Here is a 22,839-nt window from a genome sequence, read left to right on the forward strand (position 1 = left end):
GCAATATGAAAAATCAACACCCTAATTTTTGGTCAACACCTACAGGTTGGGCTGCATTGGTGCTTATTGCCGCAGCCACCTATTTTTTAATCTTTGAACATGGACAACATGTTCTGCAATTTCTTCCCTATTTAATTTTGCTGTTATGTCCTTTGATGCATGTATTTATGCATGGCAGTCACGGCAAACATGGTCACGATCATTCACATGCGCCTGATGACAAAAAGGAAGAGAGCTTTCAAGAACTCACGGATAAAAATGAAGCCTATCGCGATGGCTACATACAAGGGTTAGAAGAAGGACGCAAGGAATTGCATAAGAAGGAGAACAGTGATGAATGAGACATATGATTATGGCTTATGGTCAATGGTGATACTGAATTCAGCAATTTTTATCTTTTTTGCCTTTAGTTTTGTCAAACCAAAAACATCAACTGATTGGCGAAGCCTAGGAGCGTTCTCCGCCTTTATTGTCGCCCTATTTACTGAAATGTATGGCTTTCCTTTAACTATCTATTTTTTGTCTGGATGGTTAACTGAAAATTACCCAGAAGTTAACTTCTTTGCGCATGAAAATGGGCACTTATTACATACTTTCTTTGGTTTGGAAGGTGATGCCCATTGGGACCCATTTCATATAGCGAGTATGGTGTTTATTGTGGCAGGTTTCTTTATGTTGTCTTCAGCATGGAACGTATTGCATCACGCGCAAAAACACCATCAATTGGCTACTACAGGATGGTACGCGAGGTGTCGTCACCCACAGTACGTAGCTTTCATTCTAATCATGTTCGGCTTTTTATTGCAGTGGCCGACCATCCCAACACTTGCGATGTTTCCAATCTTAGTCGTTGTTTACGTCAAGCTAGCGAAACGCGAAGAGACACAAGCTATTGCCGAGTTTGGTTCGGAGTACCATAGCTATATGGAATCGACACCAAGTTGGATTCCAAATTTTAATAAGAACATAGAAGGTAAAAATCATGAAAATGTTAGGTAAATCAATTTTATTTGTCAGCTCACTATTGGCGGCCACAAGCTTATTTGCTCAAAACAATGAGAATAAACATGAAGGTGCGAACAAATCGGATATGCATCAAAGCATGGCAATGTCGCATGAGAACATGGGAAAAATGCATTCAAAAATGATGGAAATGAAAAAGGAAGTCCATGCCATTAAAGCTGAAAAAGATCCTGAAAAGCAAAAGCAGATGATGGCTGAACATCACCGCTCAATGATGAAGATGATGCAATCCATGCACAAAAACATGGAAGAAATGCCAATGCATCAACAAATCAAGATGGCTGAACATCATTTAGAAATGATGGGGAACATGATGCCGCAGATGAACCGCAAAATGGAAGAAATGAAAGATAGCAATCAACAGCATTCACACAAACATTAGGAGAAAAATTATGAGCGATTTAGATCATAGAGTTGGCGTTAGAGAGCAAAATTTAGTTGTTCGAAATCTAAAGCTTAGCAATGTCACAGAAGAAAGCTGTGACGAGTTAGTAAAAGAAATAGATCAGCTTTTTGGTATAGATGAAGTTAGTTACAACATCAAAGAAGGTGAAATACACCTTGCCTATGATGCCGCAAACGTAAGCCTTGATGGGATTGAGGTGGTAATCCGTAAGTATGGCGTAGATGTTCATGATGATTGGTGGACACATACTAAAGAAAGTTACTATAAATTTGTTGATCAGAACATCAAAGATAACTCTGTTCATAAGCCTTGGAGTTGTCATCAAGCACCTTCGGGGGCTGGCCGGAAAAACAAATGAATTCATAAAAAAGTGTATAGATAATTAGTTAGTCAAATGAGGTAACAGTGATGAAAATGTAATCCCCCCATTTTAAACAGCAATCATTCGTAGAAATTCATTAAGCTGCCTTTAGCACAGCAGTTGGCGGTATACCGCCAACTGCTGTATTGGGTCGTTCATTATTGTATAACCATAACCACTTCGTTGCCAACTCTTGTGCTTGAGCAACACTTTCAAACATATGCATGTTCAGCCATTCGTGTCTTACGGTTCGATTAAAACGCTCGACATAAGCATTCTGAGTCGGTTTGCCAGGTTGGATGTAAAGTAACGTTATGTGGCGGTTATTCGCCCAAATTACGAGTTCATTCGAGATGTATTCGGGGCCGTTATCGCATCTAATGGCACTTGGTTTGCCTCGCCATTCAATTACTTGCTCTAGCGAACGAATAACTCGTGCGCTTGGCATAGATAAGTCCACATCAATCGCTAAGCCTTCACGATTGTAGTCATCAATGACATTAAACGTTCTTAAGCTGCGGCCATCAGCCAAGGTATCTGACATAAAATCCATTGACCACACTTGATTTTTCGCCAGCGGCACACTTAAGGCATCTGGTCTATCTCGTTTAATGCGTTTTCGCGGCTTTATCCGTAAGTTAAGTTCAAGCTCTCGGTAAATACGATAAACACGTTTGTGATTCCAACTAAATCCTTTGACGTTGCGCAAATACAAAAAGCACAAACCGAAACCCCACTGCTTGTTGGCTTCGGTCAATCGCAATAGCCAGTCTGCAACCAATGCATTTTCGCTTGATAGCAAAGGCACATAGCGGTAGCCACTTTCACTGATGTTGACGCAGGCACAGGCCAAACGAATACTAAACTGTCTGTCGGATACGAGTTTTTTCGCCATCTCGCGTCGCAAGAATGGCGTTACAGCTTTCCCTCAATGATCTCCTGTCGAATGTCTGCCTTAATACACTCTTCAGCATACATCTTTTTAAGACGCTTGTTCTCGTCCTCAAGTTCTTTAAGTCGCTTCAGCATCGAAGCGTCCATACCGCCAAACTTTGCACGCCATTTATAAAACTGAGCGCTACTCATGCCATGCTCTCGACACAAATCAGGCACCTACACTCCGGCTTCGTTTTGTTTGATCATTGCCATTATTTGGCTATCACTATATTTTGATTTACGCATTAGAAAACTCCTTCATTTTATTTTATTGGAATTTTCTACTTATGACTACTGTGGTTTAGTGGGGGGATTACACGGTCAAACGTCGCGAGCAAATTCGCAACAGTGCCAGTGAATTTATTGATAGTATTTCTTCGGGTATCGCGATAGGCATAGAAAAAGGAGGACAAGGGTCGAGCGAAATTTTGGCCATCAATAACGTTGCCTCTGAGTCTTTCAATGTGAGCTTGGGCGAACTCATTGGCACGCCCTTTGAAAAATTCATGCTATCGCTGGGCATTACCGAATTGGACAACACCCAGGTTGGACAAAGTTTTACAATTAGTACTGCAAATTACGGCGTCAGAGAAGTCGAGTTCAGAAAGGGGATTTTGTTTGATTATATCAACCTTGATAGACCCAATGAAACCTCGGTAAAACTCATCGTCTATGAGTTTACTGACATCACAGAAGCCACACGCATCAAAAAATCATTAATTGCAGCACGTGACCGGGCCATTTCTGAAAATAAACTCCGCAACGAGATGATCGCCAAGCTTTCTCATGAACTAAAAACCCCTTTGCATGGCTTAATTGGTTTGTCTGACTTGTTAAAAATGCGTTTTGTCGGTGATATTTCAGCAAAAGAAAAGCAAATTGTTGATTCGCTACAAAAATCTGCGTATTTAATGAAAGATGTGATTGATTACACACTAAAAAGCTCGACACTCATTGATACTATCGACAATAAAAATTTCTGTGTCATTGATGCTCATTCACTCATCCAAGACATCATTAATTTAGTTCAACCTGTCGCCGACAAGCATGAAATTGAGATTATCTTCGAATGTAGTAACTGCACTGTGTATGCAGAACCAAGGGGAATTCGACAAGTATTGATCAACATTTTTGAAAATGCCATCAAATATAATGTGCATCGTGGGAAGGTGAGTATCAGCTGTTCAGAGACAGAATATGGTCAAGTTCAAATCACGGTCACAGATACGGGTGTCGGCATGACTGAAGAAGAGAAAAAGCGATGCATTGAACCTTATCAGCGATTTTCAAATAAGGAAGGGTCTGGTCTTGGACTCCCAATTGCTGAAAGCTTAGTAAGAGCCATGGGAGGACACCTCGAGATATCCTCCACCAAAAACGTAGGCACTACTATGGTGATTCGATTAAGTCAACTTATTACAGGTAATTAGGCATGGAGCGACAACTAGCAAAACATTTTATCCCTTTTTCTGCCGTATCTGCAGTAAAGGAAGCGACTCGAGCTGTACACCAACAGATGGAAAGCTGTCATGCGATGCGCCGGTTAATGGCCGATGACGTCACTTTATTAGAATATCAAAGTATTTTGATGCAATGGCAATTATGGACTGACAAAAACATGGTGCATATTGCTTCTCAACTTAAGAGCCTTGCTATATTTGATCTTGTCGACAGATTAGAACGATTTAACATTATACAGAAAGATATTGCGCGGATTGTTGAGATGGAAGAATACATTTTGGCAAATCAAAACGCCCTTCAAATGCTCCCACTTGGCGCTGTAACCTCAATCGACCTAGCTAGTCCAGAACAAGCTCTTGGCGCATTCTATGTTTTGGAAGGATCCACTTTGGGTGGAGCTATGATTACACGCCATCTTAAACACCATTTTGGCGACCAGATACCTTGTCAGTTTTACAATGGTTATGGCATGGGAACGCCTAGCAAATGGCACAACTTTTTGAAACATTTTGAGCAATGTATCGCTACTGAAGTTGATTTAGATGATGCGTGTATAGGAGCTAATGCAGTGTTTTCTTCTTTATTGCAAACGTTTCAGGGTCACAAGCAAAGCGCCATGGGGTTGGTGCAATAATCATACTAGTAAAAAACTTTTTTTGCATAGCCTTCGTTTAAACTTTCATGCTAACACCATGCACATATTGCGCTCAGTATCCGCTCATGAACCTCCTGCATCTAATATTATTGCTATTTTTGATTGCGCTGCCACCCAAAAGCCATGCATTGTATGCTCAAGGCTGCCAAGATCCCAAATACCATGCCTACATCGACTCTCGATTCGCTACCTTTGCGCAAAACAATGAGCGCATGTACACCCAAACCTTGCGCGAATATGAGCGTATTGAGCAAACCAACTCAGCAACACAAGACCATACATTTCAGCGCATCAGCGCCTTAACCCGGCATTTAACTTACAGTGCGCAGCTTGATCCCATTGCGCAGGCCAGGCTAAAAATCGATGCTCTATTGTCGTATTCAGAAGCCTTGAGTATGGAAAAACGCATCGCAGGTCTAGTACTGGACGAGTTCAGCAGTGAGAATCATGCGATTAATATGGCTCGCGCTTGGATCGCCTATCGGCAAGGTGATATGGAGGCGACACAAGCCTCACTTATGGCATCTTTGGATATCAAAGATCCCATGCTCTTGAGTGCATTTGGGCCCGACTTTTCACTGGTCAGGCACTTATATAAGGATGGGCATATTGATATTGTAAAAGCGTTTATCAACAAAACTAAAACCTTTTGGCAGACCTCCGAGGCCAATCGGCTGCGTTTTATCTGGGGGCAAATGATGATTTTGCAGTGCCAGATCCAATTTGAATCCTCCGACATTGTTCAGGCTCTCAATTTGGGGATCCGCACCCAACGCTGATGCGAACTTTACATTTTTACGGGCGCAAAAGTGTCGACAATAAAAAACCATAATACTTTAATCTAGTTGCATCCTCCCCTAAAAAAGCTATTATTGTCGACAATAATGCATTTATCCCTACAAGGTGCTCATCCATGTCTCATTCTACGGCTTTTTCTCCTGCGCAATCGGTCAAAACGTTAAGCGGTACCGCGTATTCCTACCACAGTCTACCAGCCACGGCTGACGCCCTAGGCATCAAGCTAGAGCGACTACCTTACTCGCTACGTCCAATTTTGGAAGGGATTGCCCGTAATGTTGGCAAACATGGTGTCACCGAAGAACAGCTACAAGCGCTCGGACAATGGCCTGAACACAAAGGTACTCAGCCAGTAGAAATCCCTTTTGCCGCCGGACGAGTCATTATGCATGACTTGAGCGGTACCCCCGCGATTGTCGACTTTGCAGCGATGCGTTCTGCGGTGCAGCGCATGGGATTAGATCCTGCAATCATTGAACCCTTAGTCCGTGCGGATTTGGTCATCGACCATACGGTGACGATGGACAACACTGGCAGTCCTGCTTCACTGCGTATCAATGGTGAGCTTGAGGCGGCTCGCAATGTTGAGCGATATTCTTTTTTGAAATGGGGTGCTCAAGCGTTTAAGACCATCCGTATCATTCCTCCGCAAACCGGCATCGTGCATCAGGTCAATCTAGAGTATTTAGCACAAGGTTATTTGGAAATGGACGGTTTAATGATCCCTGATACTTTGATTGGCATGGACAGCCATACGCCCATGGCCAATGCATTGGGCATCGTCGGCTGGGGCGTGGGTGGTATCGAAGCCGGTGCCTCTATGCTGGGTCAACCGATGCAAATGCTTGCTCCAGAGGTTGTGGGTGTGGTGCTCACCGGAGAGCTGCAAGAAGGTGTGACCGCAACGGATTTGGTCTTAACCATCACTGAGATGCTCCGCAAATATCCTGCAGGCGTAGTCGGTAAATTTGTGGAATTTATCGGTGAAGGCTCGGCGAGTCTTTCTTTGCCAGACCGTGCCACCATCGCCAATATGGCACCTGAATACGGGGCGACCATGGGCTTTTTCCCGTTTGATGAAGTCTCCGCTGAATATCTTCGTGCAACCGGTCGTGATGGCGATGTGCCTTTTGCCTTCCACCAGGCACAACAGATGACCTGGACACCTGGGCAACCACTTCCAGAATACACCGATACCCTATATTTGGACTTATCAACTGTTGAGCCTTCGGTAGCAGGCCCCAAAAAGCCACAAGACCGTCATTCGTTATCACAAATCGGTAACGTGTTTGCAGACAACGTATCCGATACCCAGCGCACACCTGAAACCGCCACAGTTACTCCCATGCAGGCCGATGCAGATGGGGTGTTTACTGCGCAAAAAGAGCGTTCCCTAAAAGACGGTGATATTGTCATTGCCGCCATAACCGCCTGTACCAATACATCCAACCCGAGTGTGCTGGTCGCGGCTGGCCTTGTGGCCAAAAAAGCCAACGAATTGGGCATGCAAGTCCCAGCGGGGATCAAAACCTCCCTTGCTCCGGGCTCTCCAGTGGCAACGGACTATTTGACCAAAGCAGGCTTGCAACAGCATCTTGATGCGCTGGGATTCAATACCGCAGGCTATGGTTGTACCACCTGTGTGGGCAATTCAGGGCCTTTAGCGCCTAGCATTGAGCAAGCTTTGCAACAGCATGATATTGTTGCCGCATCGGTGTTATCGGGGAATCGTAATTTTGAAGGTCGAGTGCATCCGGATGTCGATGCGAACTTCTTGATGTCTCCTCCGCTTGTCGTGGCGATGGCGTTAGCCGGAACCGTATTAATCGATCCTACTAAAGATGCCTTAGGCAAAGACGCTCAAGGACATGATGTGTTTTTGCAAGATATTTGGCCATCGAATCAAGAGATCCAAGACACACTCAAACAGTGCCTTGACCCACAGGCGTTTAGACAAACCTATGAAAATGCCCTCTCAGGTCCGGAGACATGGCGTTCCCTAGAAGCCCCTCAAGGTCCAGTATACCAGTGGGATGCGCAATCGACGTATATTCAAGAGATTTCGTTCTTTGATGAATTTTCGCTAGAGGCGCCACACGATGCGCTTTCAAACCTTCACCATGCCCGAATGCTCGTGATGTGTGATGACAACACCACCACCGATCACATCTCGCCGGTGAGCCGCATCAGACCGGACTCGCCTCCGGGAGAGTATCTGATGTCACTTGGGGTCGCGGAAAATGATCTCACGTCACTAGGCGCACGTCGCGGCAATCACCATGTGATGTTGCGTAGTATTTTTGGTAACGTCAAAGCACGTAATTTGATGGTGCCGGGGTCAACGGGGGCCGTGACACACTACCATGAATCGGGACAACCTCGGGAGCAAATGTCGATTTATGATGCGGCCGCCAAATATCACGCTACTAATACACCAACGGTGGTGTTTGGTGGCAAATTATATGGTACCGGTTCATCTCGCGACTGGGCAGCCAAAGGACCTGCACTGTTAGGTGTAAAAGCCATCATTGCCGAAAGCTTTGAGCGTATTCACAAATCAAACTTGGTCGGGATGGGGATTTTGCCGTTGCAACTTCCGGCTGATGTTACTCTCAAATCGCTCAACTTGGATGGCTCAGAAACCTTTGATATTGAAGGCATTGACCAGCTCACGCCAAGGGGCTCGGTCGAGCTCATAATCCATCGGGCTGATGGCTCTAGGCATCAACTGACTTTGAGTTCACGAGTCGATACGTCCTCAGAACTGGAGCAAATTCGACACAAAGGGATCTTGCCGATGGTACTAAGACAAATAGTGAAGGCGAATAGTTAGAGGATCACACCTTTTTTAACGCAAAATCCACCGCCGCCTGAGCATGAATGGCCGTGGTGTCATACAATGGCATCGCGGTATCCGTCGGTTTGACTAACAGCCCGATCTCGGTACAACCTAAGATAACCGCTTGCGCACCTTGTTGAGCTAACTCATCGATAATAGTTCGGTATTGCTGGCGAGAGTCATCGCGGATGCGACCCAAACACAACTCGTTATAAATCACATCATGCACGATGGTTCGTGAGTGTTCACAAGGCGTGACGACCTCAATGCCGTAGTGCTCGGTTAAACGACCTTTATAAAAATCCTTCTCCATCGCAAATCGCGTGCCCAGCAAACCCACTTTGCCGATGTGATCGGCCTGCAACGCGTGAGCGGTGGCATCAGCAATATGCAAAAGCGGCACATCTATGGCATTTTCTACCTGTTCGGCGACATTGTGCATAGTATTGGTGCAAATCAAGACACAATCGGCACCCGCGGTTTGTAATGTTTTGGCTGATTCGGCTAGAACTTGCCCGGCATTATCCCACTCCCCATCACTTTGCATCTGGGCGATTGGCGCAAAATCGACACTTTCCAAAACAATCTTAGCCGAGTGAAGGCCACCCAAACGTGCCTGAATCCCGCGATTGATAGCTTGGTAATAACTGACCGTGGATTCCCAACTCATGCCCCCAATAAGACCAACGGTTCGCATTATTGGGTATTTTCCATATTCTTTTGCATATAATCCAGAGTCAAGTTCGTCAGTAACTTCACGCCCAACTTCATACCTTCATCGTCCACATAAAACTCCGGCGTATGATGCGCAGGCGAATCCTCGACCGACACATCCAGCGGTTTACCGCCTATCCACATGTATAACCCTGGGACTTCTTTTTGAAAATACGAAAAGTCCTCCGCGCCCGTTACCGCTTCGGAATAAATCACATTATCCTCGCCAGCAGTGCGCACTAGGGTCGGCACCATCTGATCGACCAAATCGTGATCGTTGTAAGTAATCGGATAAGAATAATCTAATGGCAAAGTGACTTCGACTTCTGCGCGCATACTCTCAGCAATGGCCTTGGCTTTGCGGGGAACGGCTTCATACATGTGCTGACGTGCTTTTTCGTTCAGGGTACGAATAGTGCCCACCATCTCGACTTCCATGGGAATGATGTTGGAGCGATTGCCACCGTGAATGGAGCCGATTGAGACGACTGCGGCATCATCGAGTAAGCGCAGTTCGCGACTGACAATGGTTTGCAGGCCCATGATGATTTGTGCTGAGGTGGTCACCGGATCGACGCTTTTCCAAGGATATGCACCATGAGCTTGCTTGCCTTTAACGACGATTTTGAACGGATCGACTGCCGCCATGATCCCACCATGACGATACCTGACTTTGCCAATATCGGTATTGGCACTGATGTGCAGTCCAAATATCGCATCCACGTCTGGGTTGTTAAGAACACCTTCTTCGACCATGACTTCTGCGCCACCTCGCTCACCACGAGGCGCACCTTCTTCGGCAGGCTGGAAGATGAACTTCACTTTGCCGTGCAGTTCATCCTTCATGCCGGTTAGAATTTCGGCTGCCCCCATTAACATAGCAACGTGCGTGTCGTGCCCACACGCATGCATCACCGGCACAACATTACCTTCAAACTCCGCCGTTTGGGTGGATTTGTAAGGCAAATCGTTGATTTCTTTGACCGGCAAGGCGTCCATATCCGCGCGCAGTGCCACTGTGGGGCCAGGTTTGCCCGAATCCAATACCGCGACCACACCGGTAATGGCAACGCCGGTTTGTACTTCAAGCCCTAATGAACGCAGGTGCTTTTCGACATAGGCAGCGGTTTTGAATTCTCGATTAGACAGTTCTGGGTTCGCGTGTAAATGATGACGCCAAGCGATGACTTTGTCTTCGATGGCGGCGGCTTTTTGAGCCACTATATCATCCGTCGTGGAAGCGAACGAGAGGGCTGGCGCGATGAACAGTGAGGCAATAAGTGTTTTAGTAAAAGCTTTTGTTTTCATGGTCTTAATGGTCTTTATTCTGATTCTTGTAAAGACAATGTAAAACGATAGCGCATTTTAAGCAAGTATCTAACGTACTCAATCCCACATCATTGGATGAGGCGTTTGACGTTGACTGAATATTCACTCATTACTTCAACCGTATTTAAAATTTCTCTCCAACGGATGCGGCACTTTTTGACCATTCAAAATAATAAACAATACGCTAAATCGTATATTGATGAGGACAAAGATTTCGCCAAGAAGGGGGTAGAATATGAATCATCATAAAACAAGCCCTATACCAAAAGCCCCAACCAATATGACCACGATTTGTGATTTTAGCCACCTGCGCTGCCACTGATTCAAGGTAGACCCATCCTGTAACATAGATAAGGTCGATTTAAACGGAAAGACAAACGCGTTCAATGCATTCACACAGACCAAAGATAAACACAGCGACTGCACATACGGTTCTGAGTTAAGTGATAACAATAACACCCCAAACAGAATCAGAACGATAAAAAGCCCCCCAACAGGGAGGCGGTTCATTAAACTATTCACTGACAAGACCTTGTGTGGCTCCGCCGTAAAAGCTAATTTTACTCAGGCCGAACTTGATGACGGCACTGCCTACGGGGCCACCCACTGCACCCGATGCAGCACCAAATCCTGCACCCGGCAAACCCACACCACCATTCACTTCTTCGATTTCACTTTGAGTTAAATATTGCATTTTTTTATTTTCTCTTTTGTGCTTGATTGCCATGCAAGTGTATCGAGAATACTTATGTCTCGTGACTGACAAAAAGTATAGTTTTAATGCCAGAAAAGGAGAACTTTATTGTCAAAAAATACTCTACCTTAGGAAACACGAAAAGCGGGTAAGTCATTTGATATGGTCTCGTTCTACAAAATGATACACCTAGCGCAATTGCCTCAAATTAAACTGTATTTCGATACACTTTTGAATCAACAAACGCCCATCATTTTACATTGCTCAGCAGGCCAAGACCGCACTGGGTTTATCTCGGCTATGGTACTTTCGGTATTAGGTGTAGAACGGGATATTACTTTTGAAGTATTGGATGCAGAGTATGGATCTGTTGCAGGTTACTTGAAACGCGAGGTCGGGCTAACTGATGCGGACATTGCAAAACTGCGCAACATCTATACCCAGTAATTGTTTAACCGATACAATTGATCAAGTCACGTATCATTCACTGCGGTTCGTGACTTTTTTAATCCTAATCAATCGCCTGAATCACTGCATCCCACAAGATGAGAGTTAGTTGAATGGATATATCTCAGATATGCCACTAACGGTAGGTCTGCCTGCATCAAACTGGTGCAGTTGCCTTAATAACAGTGCATTCACACCCGCCCAAATTGATACAAAAACCAATAGAATCAATTACATAACCTTTGGCACAAGCTTTGCTAATTTGAATAAAATAACATTTAAATTCTTTTGTCATTTGTCCGTACCAACGCCGGTATCTATACAAAGACCGCTTTATCAACGCTGATATCGCTTGTAATGACACGTTTTTGCCCCTGATAAAAAGAGGACGTGTTGCTATGTCTGCATCACTTAGTAAAGAACAACCTAGTTCACAACAAACTACACAAAAAACTACACAAAAAATCATCGTCGTCGGCAACGGTATGGTCGGCCATAAGTTTATTGAGACATTAGTGAACAGCCCTGAAGCCGCTCATTTCTCGGTGACGACGTTTTCTGAAGAGCCACGTCTCGCTTACGACCGAGTTCAATTATCGAGTTACTTTGCCGGTAAGACCGTCGAGGATTTGATGATGACCTCTGAGGCTTATTACGACGAGCACGGGGTAAAATATTTAATCAATGACAAGGTCGAGTACATCGACCGCGTAGCCAAAATCATCACCACAGTCAACGGGATCACTGAATCCTACGACAAACTCATCCTAGCGACAGGATCTTTCCCTTTTGTCCCGCCGATTCCGGGCAAAGACCAAGCACATTGTTTGGTGTATCGCACCATTGAAGATCTCGAGGCCATCACCGCATCCGCTGAACAAAGTGAAGTCGGAGTAGTTGTGGGCGGTGGTTTACTGGGGCTTGAGTGTGCCAATGCCTTGCATAATCTCAAACTCACCTCGCATGTCGTGGAGTTCGCGCCTCAATTAATGGCCGTGCAGGTGGACGAAGGGGGCGGTGCCCTGTTACGAGAAAAAATCGAAGCTTTAGGGGTGAGTGTTCACACCGGTAAAAACACCACTGAAATCGTCGCCGGTGACTCTCGTCGCTATCGCATGAACTTTGCCGATGGCACGCATTTAGAAACGGATATGATTGTATTTTCAGCCGGCATTCGTCCGCAAGATGAGTTAGCCCGTCAGTTCGATCTTGAGCTCGGCGAGCGTGGTGGCATTGTCATCAATGACCATTGCCAAACCTCCGATCCCGATATCTATGCGATTGGCGAATGCGCGTTGTGGCAGAATCGGATCTTCGGTCTCGTCGCCCCTGGCTACAGCATGGCCAAAGCCGCCGTGTCTCACTTAACGGGTGGGGACATCCTATTCCAAGGCGCGGACATGAGTACTAAGCTCAAACTCATGGGCGTGGATGTGGGCAGTATCGGCGATACCCATGCGCGCACGGAAGGCGCGTTAACCTATACCTATTTTAATCAACCAGAAGGGGTGTACAAACGCCTTGTAGTATCCCCAGATAACACCAAGTTACTCGGTGCAGTACTGATTGGTGATACCGACAATTACGGGACGTTATTACCGATGATGTTAGAAGGCATGGACTTGCCTGAACAACCAGAAACGCTGATTTTACCTGCCATAGAAGGCGTAGACAGTGCACTAGGTGTGGCAGCATTACCCGATTCCGCGCAAATTTGTTCATGCCACGACGTCTCCAAAGGCGATATCGCCGCAGCCGTTGCCGATGGCGCGACCGATGTTGCCAGTTTGAAATCTTGCACCAAAGCAGGCACAGGTTGTGGCGGTTGTGTCACCATGATGGGACAGGTGCTTAACAGTGAATTAGAAAAAATGGGCGTCGAAGTCAACGACCATCTTTGTGAGCACTTTGCATACTCGCGCCAAGAGTTGTTCGATATTATTCGCACCAAAAAAATCCGCACTTTTGCCGAACTCATCGAGCAATATGGTTCAGGCATGGGTTGTATGACTTGTAAACCGGCCGTTGGCTCGATGCTGGCAACCTATTGGAACGAGTATGTCCTAGCGGATGACCATATTCATCTGCAGGACACCAACGATATTTTTTTGGCGAATATGCAAAAAGACGGCACCTACTCAGTGGTGCCTAGAATCGCCGCAGGTGAAATTACCCCCGACGGTTTGATCACGCTCGGTGAAATTGGCAAAAAATACGACCTCTACACCAAAATCACCGGCGGTCAGCGGATTGATTTTTTTGGCGCGCAATTGCACGAACTTCCCATGATTTGGCAAGAACTTACCGATGCAGGGTTTGAAACCGGTCATGCCTATGGCAAATCTCTGCGCACCGTCAAATCATGTGTCGGCAGCACTTGGTGTCGGTACGGTATGCTGGATTCGGTTTCCATGGCCGTCTTATTAGAAATGCGCTACAAAGGCTTGCGCTCACCACACAAACTCAAAATGGCGGTCTCAGGGTGCACCCGCGAGTGCGCCGAAGCACAAGGCAAGGACATTGGTGTGATCGCCACGGATAAAGGTTGGAACTTATATGTCTGTGGTAACGGTGGGATGAAACCCCGTCACGCTGATTTATTTGCGTCCGATCTCGATGACACGACCTTGTTGCAATACATTGATCGCATCTTGATGTTTTATTGCCGTACCGCGGACCGCCTACAGCGTACTTCAACTTGGATGGACAATATGGAAGGTGGCTTAGCGTATCTCAAGAGTGTCATCATCGATGATAAATTGGCTATTGGTGCTGAGTTAGAGGCGGACATGGCGCGTGTCATTGACACCTACGAATGCGAATGGAAAAAAACTTTGCAATCACCTGAGCGTTTAAAGCGTTTTGCCCATTTTATTAACTCGGATGCGACCGATGATAGCTTAGCCTATGAACCAGACCGCGGTCAGAATAAAGCGCGCATTGCAACCAAACCCGTTGCAGAGCTGATTCCAATTACCGTTGCCAAATAACGCCTGGATCAAACACATTAAGGAGCCAAACTATGTTAGCCAATTCACCACAAAACGACCTTTGGGAAACTGTATGCACGCTAGATGACATCACGCCATTTACTGGCGTGTGTGCGCTTGTCGGTAAGGAACAAGTTGCCATTTTTCGCACGAGCGAAGATCAATTATACGCGGTACAAAACTACTGCCCACACGGTAAAGCAAGCGTTTTATCGCGAGGTTTAGTCGGCACCATTGGCGAGCAAATCGTCGTAGCCAGCCCCTTGTACAAACAGCAATACAACTTAGTCACTGGAGAGTGTTTAGACGATCCAGAGATCAGCCTCAAAACCTTTTCGGTTCGCCTAGAGAATGGGGCCGTGCAGGTTAGGTGAGTGGACAGATAACCCTCATTACCGATCGTTAGAACAGCATACAAGTACAAGTCAATTTGATAACATTTTGTTATTGATTTTGCCACGCCTAACTATTCGGTAATGAAAACATTCAAATTTATCAATAACCAATCCAAGAAAGAATTCTTAGCATTACCGTCCAAAACTAGAAAACGTTTCGCCAATGATCTCAATGCGATTTGCCAAAACAAACTACCATTTAGCAAGTTCAAACACCTCAAAGAAAGTGTTGGAGTGGGAGCGGTAGAGTTGATTGAAAACGGCAGGCCTGCTTATAGAACGATTTATGTGGCAAAATTTTCAGATGCCGTTTTCATTCTTCACTCCTTTACCAAGACAACCAATGGCGTCGACAAACAGGCTTTAGATACTGCAAAAAAAAGGTACAAGCTCATGAAAAAGTTAACACCTTAATATATCAGCGCTTGTATATATATCAATATAGGAATATCATCAAAAGACTTTATTAAATGAGAAACTAATCATGATCCTCGAATTTTCAAACATTTTTGATTCAATCACTGACGACAAAGCTGAAGCATCAGAACTACAAACTCGTTCTGACTTAATGATTGCAATCCGGGACATCATCAAAGCAAATGGATGGACCCAAGTCCAGGCGGCGAAACACCTTGGTTTGACACAGCCCAGAGTGAGCGATCTAGTCAATGGCCGTATTGAAAAATTCAGCATCGACAAGTTGATGAACTGCCTATATCAAGTTGGGTTCCGATTTAAACCGGTGTATCAAAACAACACTCTCACCATGACTGTGGAAAAAGTCTCGCTTTAACTCGCGCCCCATAACAGTGCACACCTGCCCCAGCAGGACTCAATCAAATCGCCCTCCTTCGTTCATACAAACATAAAACATAACAAAAACAGTATCTTACAACATGGCACCATATCTGCTAACTCTATTGTAGTTTCAAAACACAGTGTTGTGTTCACAGGCAAAGTCGCCACTTCTCGCATCTGCGGGAAGTGGCTTTTTTTGTTTTGGGCACAGACGAATTAGACAATTGGAGATAACCATGTCCCTCAACCATACTCGAGTTGGCAAGCTTGCCAGCAACCTTTTGACCAGTGTTGCAATCGTCACCGCTGCCTTGTCGTACAGCGCACATGCTGAATTAGGCTACCCTGAAAAAGAAGAGCTGACCTTTGGTTTTATTAAACTCACCGATATGGCGCCGATCGCGGTCGCTTATGAAAATGGTTATTTTGAGGACGAAGGTTTGTACGTCACCATCGAAGCGCAAGCCAACTGGAAAGTGCTTTTAGATGGGGTCATTGATGGGCGTTTGGATGGTGCTCACATGCTTGCCGGCCAGCCCATCGCCGCCACGATTGGATATGGCACCAAAGCAGAGATCATTACACCGTTCTCAATGGACCTAAACGGCAATGCCATAACAGTTTCAAATGATATTTGGGAAGAAATGAAACCCAATATTCCAAAGATGGACGACGGACGCCCCGTTCACCCAATCAAAGCAGATGCGCTCAAACCCGTTGTGCAAAAATACATAGACAACGGCAAGCCTTTTAACATGGGCATGGTCTTTCCAGTATCGACACACAACTATGAATTGCGTTATTGGTTAGCAGCGGGGGGAATTCACCCAGGTTATTACGCGCCGCACAAAGGCGACACATCAGGCAAAATTGACGCCCAAGCTTTATTATCTGTAACCCCCCCACCGCAAATGCCAGCCACCTTAGAAGCGGGTACTATATACGGTTACTGTGTGGGTGAGCCGTGGAACCAACAAGCCGTATTTAAAGGGATTGGTGTACCCGTCGTCACTGATTATGAGATCTGGAAGGACAACCCAGAAAAAGTCTTCGGCATCACCAAAGCCTTCTCTGAAAAATACCCCAACACCACGATTCGCTTAACTCGTGCTTTGATCCGCGCCGCCATTTGGTTAGATGAGAACAACAACGCCAACCGCAAAGAAGCCGTCAAAATTCTCGCCAAATCAGAATATGTGGGCGCTGACTATGAAGTGATCGCAAACTCAATGACGGGGACGTTTGAATACGAAAAAGGCGACAAACGCGATGTCCCTGATTTTAATGTGTTCTTCCGTTACAACGCGACCTATCCATACTATTCCGATGCGATTTGGTATCTCACACAAATGCGTCGCTGGGGCCAAATCAGTGAAGGCAAATCGGACGATTGGTACCTAGATGTTGCCAAGAAAGTCTATCGTCCTGACATTTACATGAAAGCAGTTGAATCATTAATTGCAGAAGACATAGTGCCAGCCGCGATGTTTACTAGCCTTGATGGTGTGACAGGCTTTAGAGCACCGCAAACCCACTTTATTGACAACATCGTCTATGACGGCACTAAGCCCAACGAATACATCGACAAATTCGCCATTGGCTTAAAGTCACAACAACAACTGTAACAAACTGGGAGCAGGTGCGGTGCGGTGCACCTACCTGCTCAAGCAGTGAGGAATTCCCATGCCAAATATTATTTCTGATTTTACGACCTCACGTTACGACGTGGGCTTTCAGGCAAAATTGCCACCAGTGTTACAAACATTCATCAAATCTGTCAGCTTGCCCATTTTGGGGCTTGCGGTGTTTATTTTGCTCTGGTCATTTGGTGCCAGCAAAATTGACACATCGCTAGGTAAATTCCCTGGCCCACAAGCGGTAGCCGAACAAGTTGTGAATCTCATTGATGAGCATCAAGCTTCTCGCGCTAAGGAAGCCGCTTTTTATGAACGTCAAGAACAACGCAATGCCGACCGCATAGCCAAAGATCCCAACTATGTTCCCAAAACACGCGCCTTCACCGGAAAAGAAACTTTCATCGACCAAATTGGCACAAGCTTAGTGACAGTGATGAGCGGGTTTGTGCTCGCCGCCGTCATCGCCATTCCTCTTGGTATAGCCATTGGCCTGAGTAAGTCTCTGAACACGGCCATCAACCCGATTATTCAGATTTTTAAGCCAGTGTCCCCTTTGGCCTGGTTGCCACTGGTGACCATGGTGGTCAGTGCCTTGTATGTCAGTACTGACCCTATGTTTGCCAAATCTTACATCGTCTCTTTGATCACTGTGACCTTGTGTTGTTTGTGGCCAATGGTCATGAATACCTCGGTGGGCGTCGCGTCACTGAATTCGGACTGGACCAACGTGTCTCGTGTCTTGCGCTTACCCACCTTGACTCACATTCGCAAAATCGTACTGCCCGCCTCAGTACCAGCGATTTTTACTGGGATGCGTTTATCGCTAGGGATCGCATGGATGGTGCTTATCGCCGCTGAAATGCTCGCGCAAAACCCTGGCTTAGGCAAATTTGTGTGGGATGAATTCCAAAACGGTAGCTCCTCTTCACTGAGCCGCATTATGACCGCCGTCATTGTGATTGGCATCATCGGCTTTATGCTCGACCGTTCAATGCTCCTGTTACAACGCTGGTTGTCGTGGGACAAATCAACTCAAATTCGCTAGGAGACTATCATGGAACCATTATTAAACATCAGCAAAATCGACATGGTATTTCCCACACCTAAAGGCAATTTTACCGCGCTAAAAGACGTTGACTTACAAATCCAAAAAGGCGAGTTCATCTCGTTAATTGGTCACTCAGGGTGCGGTAAATCCACTGTGCTCAATGTGGTGGCAGGTCTCTATAACGCGACCAAGGGTGGCGTCATTTTGAGTGGTCGGGAAGTGCTTGAGCCCGGCCCCGACCGAGCTGTGGTGTTTCAAAACCACTCTTTGTTGCCATGGCTGACCGCTTATCAGAATGTCGAACTTGCCGTGGACCAAGTGTTTGCTAACAGCAAAACCCCAGCTGAGAAAAAAGACTGGATCGAACACAATCTTAAGCTAGTGCACATGGATCATGCGATGCACAAACGTCCCGATGAGATCTCAGGCGGGATGAAACAACGTGTGGGTATTGCCCGTGCTTTGGCCATGCAACCCGAAGTGTTACTCATGGACGAACCGTTTGGCGCACTCGATGCGTTAACCCGGGCGCACATGCAAGACTCGTTAATGGAAATTCAAGAAGAACTGAACAATACCGTGATCATGATCACACACGACGTGGATGAGGCCGTGTTACTTTCAGATCGCATCGTGATGATGACGAATGGTCCAGCGGCGACTATAGGTGAAATTCTCCATGTGGATTTACCCAGACCGCGTGAGCGATTAGCGCTGGCAGAAGATCCACAATACAACCACTATCGCTCTGAGGTATTAACCTTTTTGTATGAAAAACAGCGTAAAGTGGAGCCTATTGCTTCGAAAATAAAGTCAACGGACGCGAAAAAGGCTGATGTGGCATAACCTTTATATTGGCTTATTCCTCAGTTTCCTTTTGGCAGGGAATGCTTGCGGTCGATCACTCAAAGTGGCGGTCGCAAGCAATTTTCAACAAGCTGCACATATCATCGGTGAAGAATTTACCCGTCAACACGGGATTGACGTTGACCTGATACCAGGTGCAAGCGGTGTGTTGTATGCTCAGATCCAACAAGGCGCGCCCTATGACGTGTTTTTGTCCGCGGATATGGCCTATCCTCAGGCATTGAGTGATAGACAGCTTGCTTCAACCCCTCAGATCTACGCCGTTGGGCAACTGGTGTTGTGGACACCAAAGCGTCCACCCGTTGTAAATCATCAACAAACCAAAACCTTGGTGATTGCCGATCCTCAACTCGCTCCTTATGGGCGCGCGGGGCAAGCCATTATTACTGCTCAAGATCATTCCAATATCCGCATTGTCCACGCACACAATATCAACCATGCGTTTAAGTTAATTGAAGGCGGGCATGCTGATGGTGGCTATATCGCTTTAAGTCAGCTGCGTTTCGCCCAAGCCCAAGGTAATACAACCAGCACCACCGAGTATTTCAGCGTGATCGCAGCAGAGCATCACCCCTCTCTTGAACAAGGTGCGACCATTGTCGCAAACAGCAAACAGCCAAAACTGGCACAAAAATTTCTTACTTTTCTACTCGCGCCTGAACAACAGGCATATTTGTATCGCATGGGATACGCACAACAGTAGAGAAATATCATGGTAACCCCGCATTCTGCCTTACTTGTGAGCCTCACGCTTGCTGTTTGCACGGTGGTGATTTTGTTGATCATCTGCCTACCCGCTGCGTGGTGGCTTGCACAATATCGGGGCAAAGCCAAATCTCTATTGCAAACATTGATTACATTACCTTTGGTCTTGCCACCAACGGTATTGGGATTTTATCTATTGGTATTATTAGCACCCAACAGTTATTTGGGTCAATTTTGGCAAACTCTGACTGGCTCAACTTTGGCGTTTAGTTTCAGTGGGATATTATTAGGCTCGCTCATTTACTCTTTGCCCTTTGTCATGCAACCCTTAATTCAAGCATTACAACAAACGGGGTTGGCTTATTATCAGGTAATGCAAAGTCTAGGGGTGCCTCGTTGGCGTTGCATCTTATTCCACGTACTGCCTGTCTGCAAAGCCAGCATTATCACCGCTGCTACTTTAGGTTTTGCTCACACCATGGGCGAGTTTGGCCTCATTTTATTAATTGGGGGCAATATCCCCGGTGAAACGCGTGTGTTATCCGTTGAGCTATATAACCAAATTATGGTGCTAGATTATGCCAGTGCGCATCAAAGTGCCCTATTACTGCTGGTGACCAGCGCCTTGAGCTTATGGCTATTGTATTGGTTAAACCCCCAACATTCGATGGTCAAGCTATGATGATACGAGCTCGATTAGCCATAACCAGCAACGAAGGGATCAGTCTTGAGTGGGATTTGGAACCTGGGATCATGGGGGTGTTCGGTACGACAGGTGCAGGTAAATCGACCTTACTCAAAGCCATTGCAGGACTCAGCAAAGGCCAATTAATTCATTTAAGCGTCGGACACAAAAGCCATTCCCCAGCCGACATAGTACATAACCCTTGTGTGTATTTATCACAACAGATCACCATGTTGCCGCATTTAACCGTGCTAGAAAACTTAACCACTGTGATGCGTCACACACAATGGCCAAATAACCTGAGCCTAGAACAGATTATTTCCCTGATAGGCATTGCACATCTTAAACATCGAACCTATGACCAACTCTCTGGCGGTGAATTACAGCTATTTGCTTTAGCTCGCACACTGGCTAGCGGTAAGCCTATCTTGCTGTTGGATGAGCCCTTTACCGCGTTAGACCATCCTCAACGCCAACGCTTGTTGTGCACATTACATGAATTGCAACACACCCATCGTCGGCGCATTGTCATGGTCAGCCATCAGCTCAGTGATATTGTGCAGTTCTGCGCCACGGTGTTGTTTTTAGATCGTCATCGCATATTGGCTTATGGGCCAACGCATAAACACTTGGCAAAAATTCAAACTCACATGCAATTGCCCCGCAGCAACAGCTTGTTGTTAACAAAAGACGAGGAACGAAGAGAAATCACTCTGCAACATTCAAGCACTGGCCTTTATGTCAGCTCGACAATTGCCATACAAACTGGTCGAGCAGAACTTGCTGCTGACAAAATCACCTTGAGCAACCAAGATTTATCAGCTTGCTTTCCCAACCGCCTAAGTACGACTGTGAGCCAAATACAACAAGAAGACCATTGTGCCTATGTCACTTTAACCCATCAGACTAGCTATTTTGTCGCATCGATCACGACAAAACAGTTAGCAGCGTTAGAGCTGAATGTGCAAAGTGACATTGATGCCTATTTTGGCCCCCTTTAACCAGATACAGACACCTAATGAGATAAACAATATGTCCGCCACCAAAACATTTATACCATTACACATCGCCATTTTAACCATTAGCGATACCCGCAATGACGACACAGACACCTCGGGTAACACCTTGGTGGATTTGGTGCTCAATTCAGGTCACCATTGTGCAACCAAAGTCATCGTGCCCGATGATATTTATCAAATTCGCGCAGTGAGTTCGCAGTGGATAGCGGATCCCGATATCGATGTGATCATCACCACCGGTGGCACAGGGTTTGCCGGTCGAGACTCGACGCCAGAGGCCATGCAAGTGTTGTTTGATAAAACCATAGAAGGGTTTGGTGAACTGTTTCGTCAGCAGTCTTTTGCCGAAATTGGCACCAGTACTATTCAATCTCGCTGTTTAGCGGGGCTTGCCAATCACACGGTAATCTTTTGTTTACCTGGCAGCACTGGTGCGTGCCGTACCGGTTGGTCATTGGTCGCGCCACAACTCGATGCCACCCATCGCCCGTGTAATTTTGTGGCGCATTTACGCCCTGTAGACCAGTGTACTAGTCGAGGATAGAACGAATGAGCTTAACCCATCTCAACGCCCAATCTGAAGTGAATATGGTCGATGTCAGTGACAAATCCAGTACCTTGCGAACCGCGACAGCCGAAGGCTTTATTTACCTCAATGCCACCGCATTAGAGGATGTCATGCAAGCCAATCATCGCAAAGGCGATGTGCTCACCATTGCCAAAATTGCCGGTATTCAAGGCGCCAAACAATGCGCGAGCTTGATCCCATTATGCCATCCATTGGCCTTATCCAAAGTGGAAGTCAACATCACTTGTGAGCCCGAACAAGGACGCATTAAGGTCGATAGCTTATGTAAGTTACAGGGCGTCACCGGCGTCGAAATGGAAGCGCTCACTGCCGTTAACGTCGCCTTATTGACCTTATTTGATATGGTCAAAGCCGCTGACCCTGCCATGGTCATGCGAGACATTAAAGTCATCAGTAAAACCGGTGGCAAAACCGGCGCTTGGCGCCACTCTCAATAGGAATCG

Annotated in this window: 24 protein-coding genes and 2 pseudogenes; 21 read left to right on the top strand and 5 right to left on the bottom strand. The window is 46.2% G+C overall.

Translation table 11 applies throughout. From position 1 onward, the window contains the following. Positions 1 to 5: 5 nt before the first annotated feature. Genes NLG07_RS02865 through NLG07_RS02880 form a run of 4 tightly spaced genes read left to right on the top strand, consistent with a single transcriptional unit; the run spans position 6 to position 1,787 of the window. The gene (locus NLG07_RS02865; protein ID WP_254856203.1) at positions 6 to 341 is read left to right on the top strand and encodes a DUF2933 domain-containing protein; all 336 of its coding nucleotides are present in this window, start codon (positions 6 to 8) and stop codon (positions 339 to 341) included. Continuing rightward, entirely contained in the window at positions 334 to 999 is a 666-nt protein-coding gene (locus tag NLG07_RS02870; RefSeq protein WP_184424896.1) for an isoprenylcysteine carboxylmethyltransferase family protein, read from the top strand. Before NLG07_RS02865 ends, NLG07_RS02870 begins: the two co-directional genes overlap by 8 nt. Beyond that, positions 983 to 1,405 (top strand): hypothetical protein, encoded by a 423-nt coding sequence (locus NLG07_RS02875; protein ID WP_254856204.1) that lies wholly within the window; start codon positions 983 to 985, stop codon positions 1,403 to 1,405. Before NLG07_RS02870 ends, NLG07_RS02875 begins: the two co-directional genes overlap by 17 nt. Positions 1,406 to 1,415: 10 nt before the next feature. Beyond that, complete coding sequence (locus NLG07_RS02880) at positions 1,416 to 1,787, top strand: cation transporter (RefSeq protein ID WP_254856205.1); 372 nt, start codon at positions 1,416 to 1,418, stop codon at positions 1,785 to 1,787. Positions 1,788 to 1,887: 100 nt separating this feature from the next. Here the strand turns inward: NLG07_RS02880 and NLG07_RS02885 are convergent. Then, positions 1,888 to 2,972: pseudogene (locus NLG07_RS02885) on the bottom strand (IS3 family transposase). 182 nt (positions 2,973 to 3,154) lie between these two features. On the opposite strand from NLG07_RS02885, the gene NLG07_RS02890 reads away from it, so the two are divergent. The 4 genes from NLG07_RS02890 to acnA all read left to right on the top strand — a co-directional run bounded on the left by NLG07_RS02890 (position 3,155) and on the right by acnA (position 8,473). After that, positions 3,155 to 4,156, top strand: coding sequence for a HAMP domain-containing sensor histidine kinase (locus NLG07_RS02890; RefSeq protein ID WP_254856206.1), 1,002 nt, complete (start codon positions 3,155 to 3,157; stop codon positions 4,154 to 4,156). A gap of 2 nt (positions 4,157 to 4,158) precedes the next feature. Further along, on the top strand, positions 4,159 to 4,821 hold the full coding sequence (locus NLG07_RS02895) for a biliverdin-producing heme oxygenase (protein WP_254856207.1): 663 nt from the start codon (positions 4,159 to 4,161) through the stop codon (positions 4,819 to 4,821). An 86-nt stretch (positions 4,822 to 4,907) separates the two neighbouring features. Then, positions 4,908 to 5,621 (top strand): hypothetical protein, encoded by a 714-nt coding sequence (locus NLG07_RS02900; RefSeq protein WP_254856208.1) that lies wholly within the window; start codon positions 4,908 to 4,910, stop codon positions 5,619 to 5,621. 134 nt (positions 5,622 to 5,755) lie between these two features. Then, complete coding sequence (gene acnA / locus NLG07_RS02905; RefSeq protein WP_254856209.1) at positions 5,756 to 8,473, top strand: aconitate hydratase AcnA; 2,718 nt, start codon at positions 5,756 to 5,758, stop codon at positions 8,471 to 8,473. A 4-nt stretch (positions 8,474 to 8,477) separates the two neighbouring features. Here acnA and NLG07_RS02910 read toward each other — a convergent pair whose 3' ends face one another. The 4 genes from NLG07_RS02910 to NLG07_RS02925 all read right to left on the bottom strand — a co-directional run bounded on the left by NLG07_RS02910 (position 8,478) and on the right by NLG07_RS02925 (position 11,216). Continuing rightward, entirely contained in the window at positions 8,478 to 9,176 is a 699-nt protein-coding gene (locus NLG07_RS02910) for an aspartate/glutamate racemase family protein (protein WP_254856210.1), read from the bottom strand. Further along, positions 9,176 to 10,501, bottom strand: a complete 1,326-nt coding sequence (locus NLG07_RS02915; protein WP_254856211.1) for an amidohydrolase — start codon at positions 10,499 to 10,501, stop codon at positions 9,176 to 9,178. Before NLG07_RS02915 ends, NLG07_RS02910 begins: the two co-directional genes overlap by 1 nt. A gap of 264 nt (positions 10,502 to 10,765) precedes the next feature. Next, positions 10,766 to 11,044 carry a hypothetical protein gene (locus tag NLG07_RS02920; protein ID WP_254856212.1) on the bottom strand — a complete coding sequence of 93 codons (279 nt, stop codon included), beginning with the start codon at positions 11,042 to 11,044 and terminating at the stop codon, positions 10,766 to 10,768. Beyond that, complete coding sequence (locus NLG07_RS02925) at positions 11,037 to 11,216, bottom strand: hypothetical protein (RefSeq protein WP_254856213.1); 180 nt, start codon at positions 11,214 to 11,216, stop codon at positions 11,037 to 11,039. The genes NLG07_RS02920 and NLG07_RS02925 overlap by 8 nt, the downstream gene beginning before the upstream one ends. Before the next feature lie 159 nt (positions 11,217 to 11,375). Between NLG07_RS02925 and NLG07_RS02930 the strand changes: the two are divergent. The 13 genes and pseudogenes from NLG07_RS02930 to moaC all read left to right on the top strand — a co-directional run. Further along, positions 11,376 to 11,663 (top strand): annotated as a pseudogene (locus tag NLG07_RS02930) (tyrosine-protein phosphatase); the annotation flags it as partial. 398 nt (positions 11,664 to 12,061) lie between these two features. Next, a complete protein-coding gene (gene nirB, locus NLG07_RS02935; RefSeq protein ID WP_303049217.1) occupies positions 12,062 to 14,653 on the top strand; it encodes a nitrite reductase large subunit NirB in 2,592 nt (863 codons plus the stop codon). A gap of 32 nt (positions 14,654 to 14,685) precedes the next feature. After that, the gene (nirD, locus tag NLG07_RS02940) at positions 14,686 to 15,027 is read left to right on the top strand and encodes a nitrite reductase small subunit NirD (RefSeq protein WP_254856215.1); all 342 of its coding nucleotides are present in this window, start codon (positions 14,686 to 14,688) and stop codon (positions 15,025 to 15,027) included. A 102-nt stretch (positions 15,028 to 15,129) separates the two neighbouring features. Further along, positions 15,130 to 15,462: a type II toxin-antitoxin system RelE/ParE family toxin gene (locus NLG07_RS02945; RefSeq protein WP_254856216.1), complete on the top strand. Its 333-nt coding sequence runs from the start codon at positions 15,130 to 15,132 to the stop codon at positions 15,460 to 15,462. Between the two features lie 70 nt (positions 15,463 to 15,532). Next, entirely contained in the window at positions 15,533 to 15,841 is a 309-nt protein-coding gene (locus NLG07_RS02950; RefSeq protein ID WP_254856217.1) for a helix-turn-helix domain-containing protein, read from the top strand. A 241-nt stretch (positions 15,842 to 16,082) separates the two neighbouring features. Beyond that, a complete protein-coding gene (locus NLG07_RS02955) occupies positions 16,083 to 17,471 on the top strand; it encodes a CmpA/NrtA family ABC transporter substrate-binding protein (RefSeq protein ID WP_254856218.1) in 1,389 nt (462 codons plus the stop codon). A 58-nt stretch (positions 17,472 to 17,529) separates the two neighbouring features. Continuing rightward, positions 17,530 to 18,528, top strand: coding sequence for an ABC transporter permease (locus NLG07_RS02960; RefSeq protein WP_254856219.1), 999 nt, complete (start codon positions 17,530 to 17,532; stop codon positions 18,526 to 18,528). 9 nt (positions 18,529 to 18,537) lie between these two features. Beyond that, positions 18,538 to 19,377: an ABC transporter ATP-binding protein gene (locus NLG07_RS02965; protein WP_254856220.1), complete on the top strand. Its 840-nt coding sequence runs from the start codon at positions 18,538 to 18,540 to the stop codon at positions 19,375 to 19,377. A 64-nt stretch (positions 19,378 to 19,441) separates the two neighbouring features. Next, complete coding sequence (gene modA / locus NLG07_RS02970; RefSeq protein WP_254856221.1) at positions 19,442 to 20,101, top strand: molybdate ABC transporter substrate-binding protein; 660 nt, start codon at positions 19,442 to 19,444, stop codon at positions 20,099 to 20,101. A gap of 9 nt (positions 20,102 to 20,110) precedes the next feature. Then, positions 20,111 to 20,785 (top strand): molybdate ABC transporter permease subunit, encoded by a 675-nt coding sequence (modB, locus tag NLG07_RS02975; protein WP_254856222.1) that lies wholly within the window; start codon positions 20,111 to 20,113, stop codon positions 20,783 to 20,785. Further along, complete coding sequence (locus tag NLG07_RS02980; RefSeq protein WP_254856223.1) at positions 20,737 to 21,789, top strand: ATP-binding cassette domain-containing protein; 1,053 nt, start codon at positions 20,737 to 20,739, stop codon at positions 21,787 to 21,789. Before modB ends, NLG07_RS02980 begins: the two co-directional genes overlap by 49 nt. 31 nt (positions 21,790 to 21,820) lie before the next feature. Next, positions 21,821 to 22,351, top strand: coding sequence for a molybdenum cofactor biosynthesis protein B (moaB, locus tag NLG07_RS02985; RefSeq protein ID WP_254856224.1), 531 nt, complete (start codon positions 21,821 to 21,823; stop codon positions 22,349 to 22,351). A gap of 5 nt (positions 22,352 to 22,356) precedes the next feature. After that, a complete protein-coding gene (gene moaC, locus NLG07_RS02990) occupies positions 22,357 to 22,833 on the top strand; it encodes a cyclic pyranopterin monophosphate synthase MoaC (protein ID WP_254856225.1) in 477 nt (158 codons plus the stop codon). Positions 22,834 to 22,839: the final 6 nt, after the last annotated feature.

This window comes from Alteromonas sp. LMIT006 (assembly GCF_024300645.1).
GTDB classification, from domain to species: Bacteria; Pseudomonadota; Gammaproteobacteria; order Enterobacterales; family Alteromonadaceae; genus Opacimonas; species Opacimonas immobilis.

Excerpts from the sequence above, each read along its gene's own strand:
- NLG07_RS02870 (WP_184424896.1), top strand. The coding sequence starts at position 334 with ATGAATGAGACATATGATTATGGCTTATGGTCAATGGTGATACTGAAT.
- NLG07_RS02945 (WP_254856216.1), top strand. The coding sequence starts at position 15,130 with ATGAAAACATTCAAATTTATCAATAACCAATCCAAGAAAGAATTCTTA.
- NLG07_RS02950 (WP_254856217.1), top strand. The coding sequence starts at position 15,533 with ATGATCCTCGAATTTTCAAACATTTTTGATTCAATCACTGACGACAAA.
- acnA (WP_254856209.1), top strand. The coding sequence starts at position 5,756 with ATGTCTCATTCTACGGCTTTTTCTCCTGCGCAATCGGTCAAAACGTTA.
- NLG07_RS02915 (WP_254856211.1), bottom strand. The coding sequence starts at position 10,501 with ATGAAAACAAAAGCTTTTACTAAAACACTTATTGCCTCACTGTTCATC.
- NLG07_RS02880 (WP_254856205.1), top strand. The coding sequence starts at position 1,416 with ATGAGCGATTTAGATCATAGAGTTGGCGTTAGAGAGCAAAATTTAGTT.
- modB (WP_254856222.1), top strand. The coding sequence starts at position 20,111 with ATGGTAACCCCGCATTCTGCCTTACTTGTGAGCCTCACGCTTGCTGTT.
- nirD (WP_254856215.1), top strand. The coding sequence starts at position 14,686 with ATGTTAGCCAATTCACCACAAAACGACCTTTGGGAAACTGTATGCACG.
- NLG07_RS02900 (WP_254856208.1), top strand. The coding sequence starts at position 4,908 with ATGAACCTCCTGCATCTAATATTATTGCTATTTTTGATTGCGCTGCCA.
- NLG07_RS02925 (WP_254856213.1), bottom strand. The coding sequence starts at position 11,216 with ATGCAATATTTAACTCAAAGTGAAATCGAAGAAGTGAATGGTGGTGTG.
- NLG07_RS02865 (WP_254856203.1), top strand. The coding sequence starts at position 6 with ATGAAAAATCAACACCCTAATTTTTGGTCAACACCTACAGGTTGGGCT.
- NLG07_RS02875 (WP_254856204.1), top strand. The coding sequence starts at position 983 with ATGAAAATGTTAGGTAAATCAATTTTATTTGTCAGCTCACTATTGGCG.
- NLG07_RS02980 (WP_254856223.1), top strand. The coding sequence starts at position 20,737 with ATGGCTATTGTATTGGTTAAACCCCCAACATTCGATGGTCAAGCTATG.
- nirB (WP_303049217.1), top strand. The coding sequence starts at position 12,062 with ATGTCTGCATCACTTAGTAAAGAACAACCTAGTTCACAACAAACTACA.
- NLG07_RS02955 (WP_254856218.1), top strand. The coding sequence starts at position 16,083 with ATGTCCCTCAACCATACTCGAGTTGGCAAGCTTGCCAGCAACCTTTTG.
- NLG07_RS02965 (WP_254856220.1), top strand. The coding sequence starts at position 18,538 with ATGGAACCATTATTAAACATCAGCAAAATCGACATGGTATTTCCCACA.
- moaC (WP_254856225.1), top strand. The coding sequence starts at position 22,357 with ATGAGCTTAACCCATCTCAACGCCCAATCTGAAGTGAATATGGTCGAT.
- NLG07_RS02960 (WP_254856219.1), top strand. The coding sequence starts at position 17,530 with ATGCCAAATATTATTTCTGATTTTACGACCTCACGTTACGACGTGGGC.
- NLG07_RS02895 (WP_254856207.1), top strand. The coding sequence starts at position 4,159 with ATGGAGCGACAACTAGCAAAACATTTTATCCCTTTTTCTGCCGTATCT.
- NLG07_RS02910 (WP_254856210.1), bottom strand. The coding sequence starts at position 9,176 with ATGCGAACCGTTGGTCTTATTGGGGGCATGAGTTGGGAATCCACGGTC.
- moaB (WP_254856224.1), top strand. The coding sequence starts at position 21,821 with ATGTCCGCCACCAAAACATTTATACCATTACACATCGCCATTTTAACC.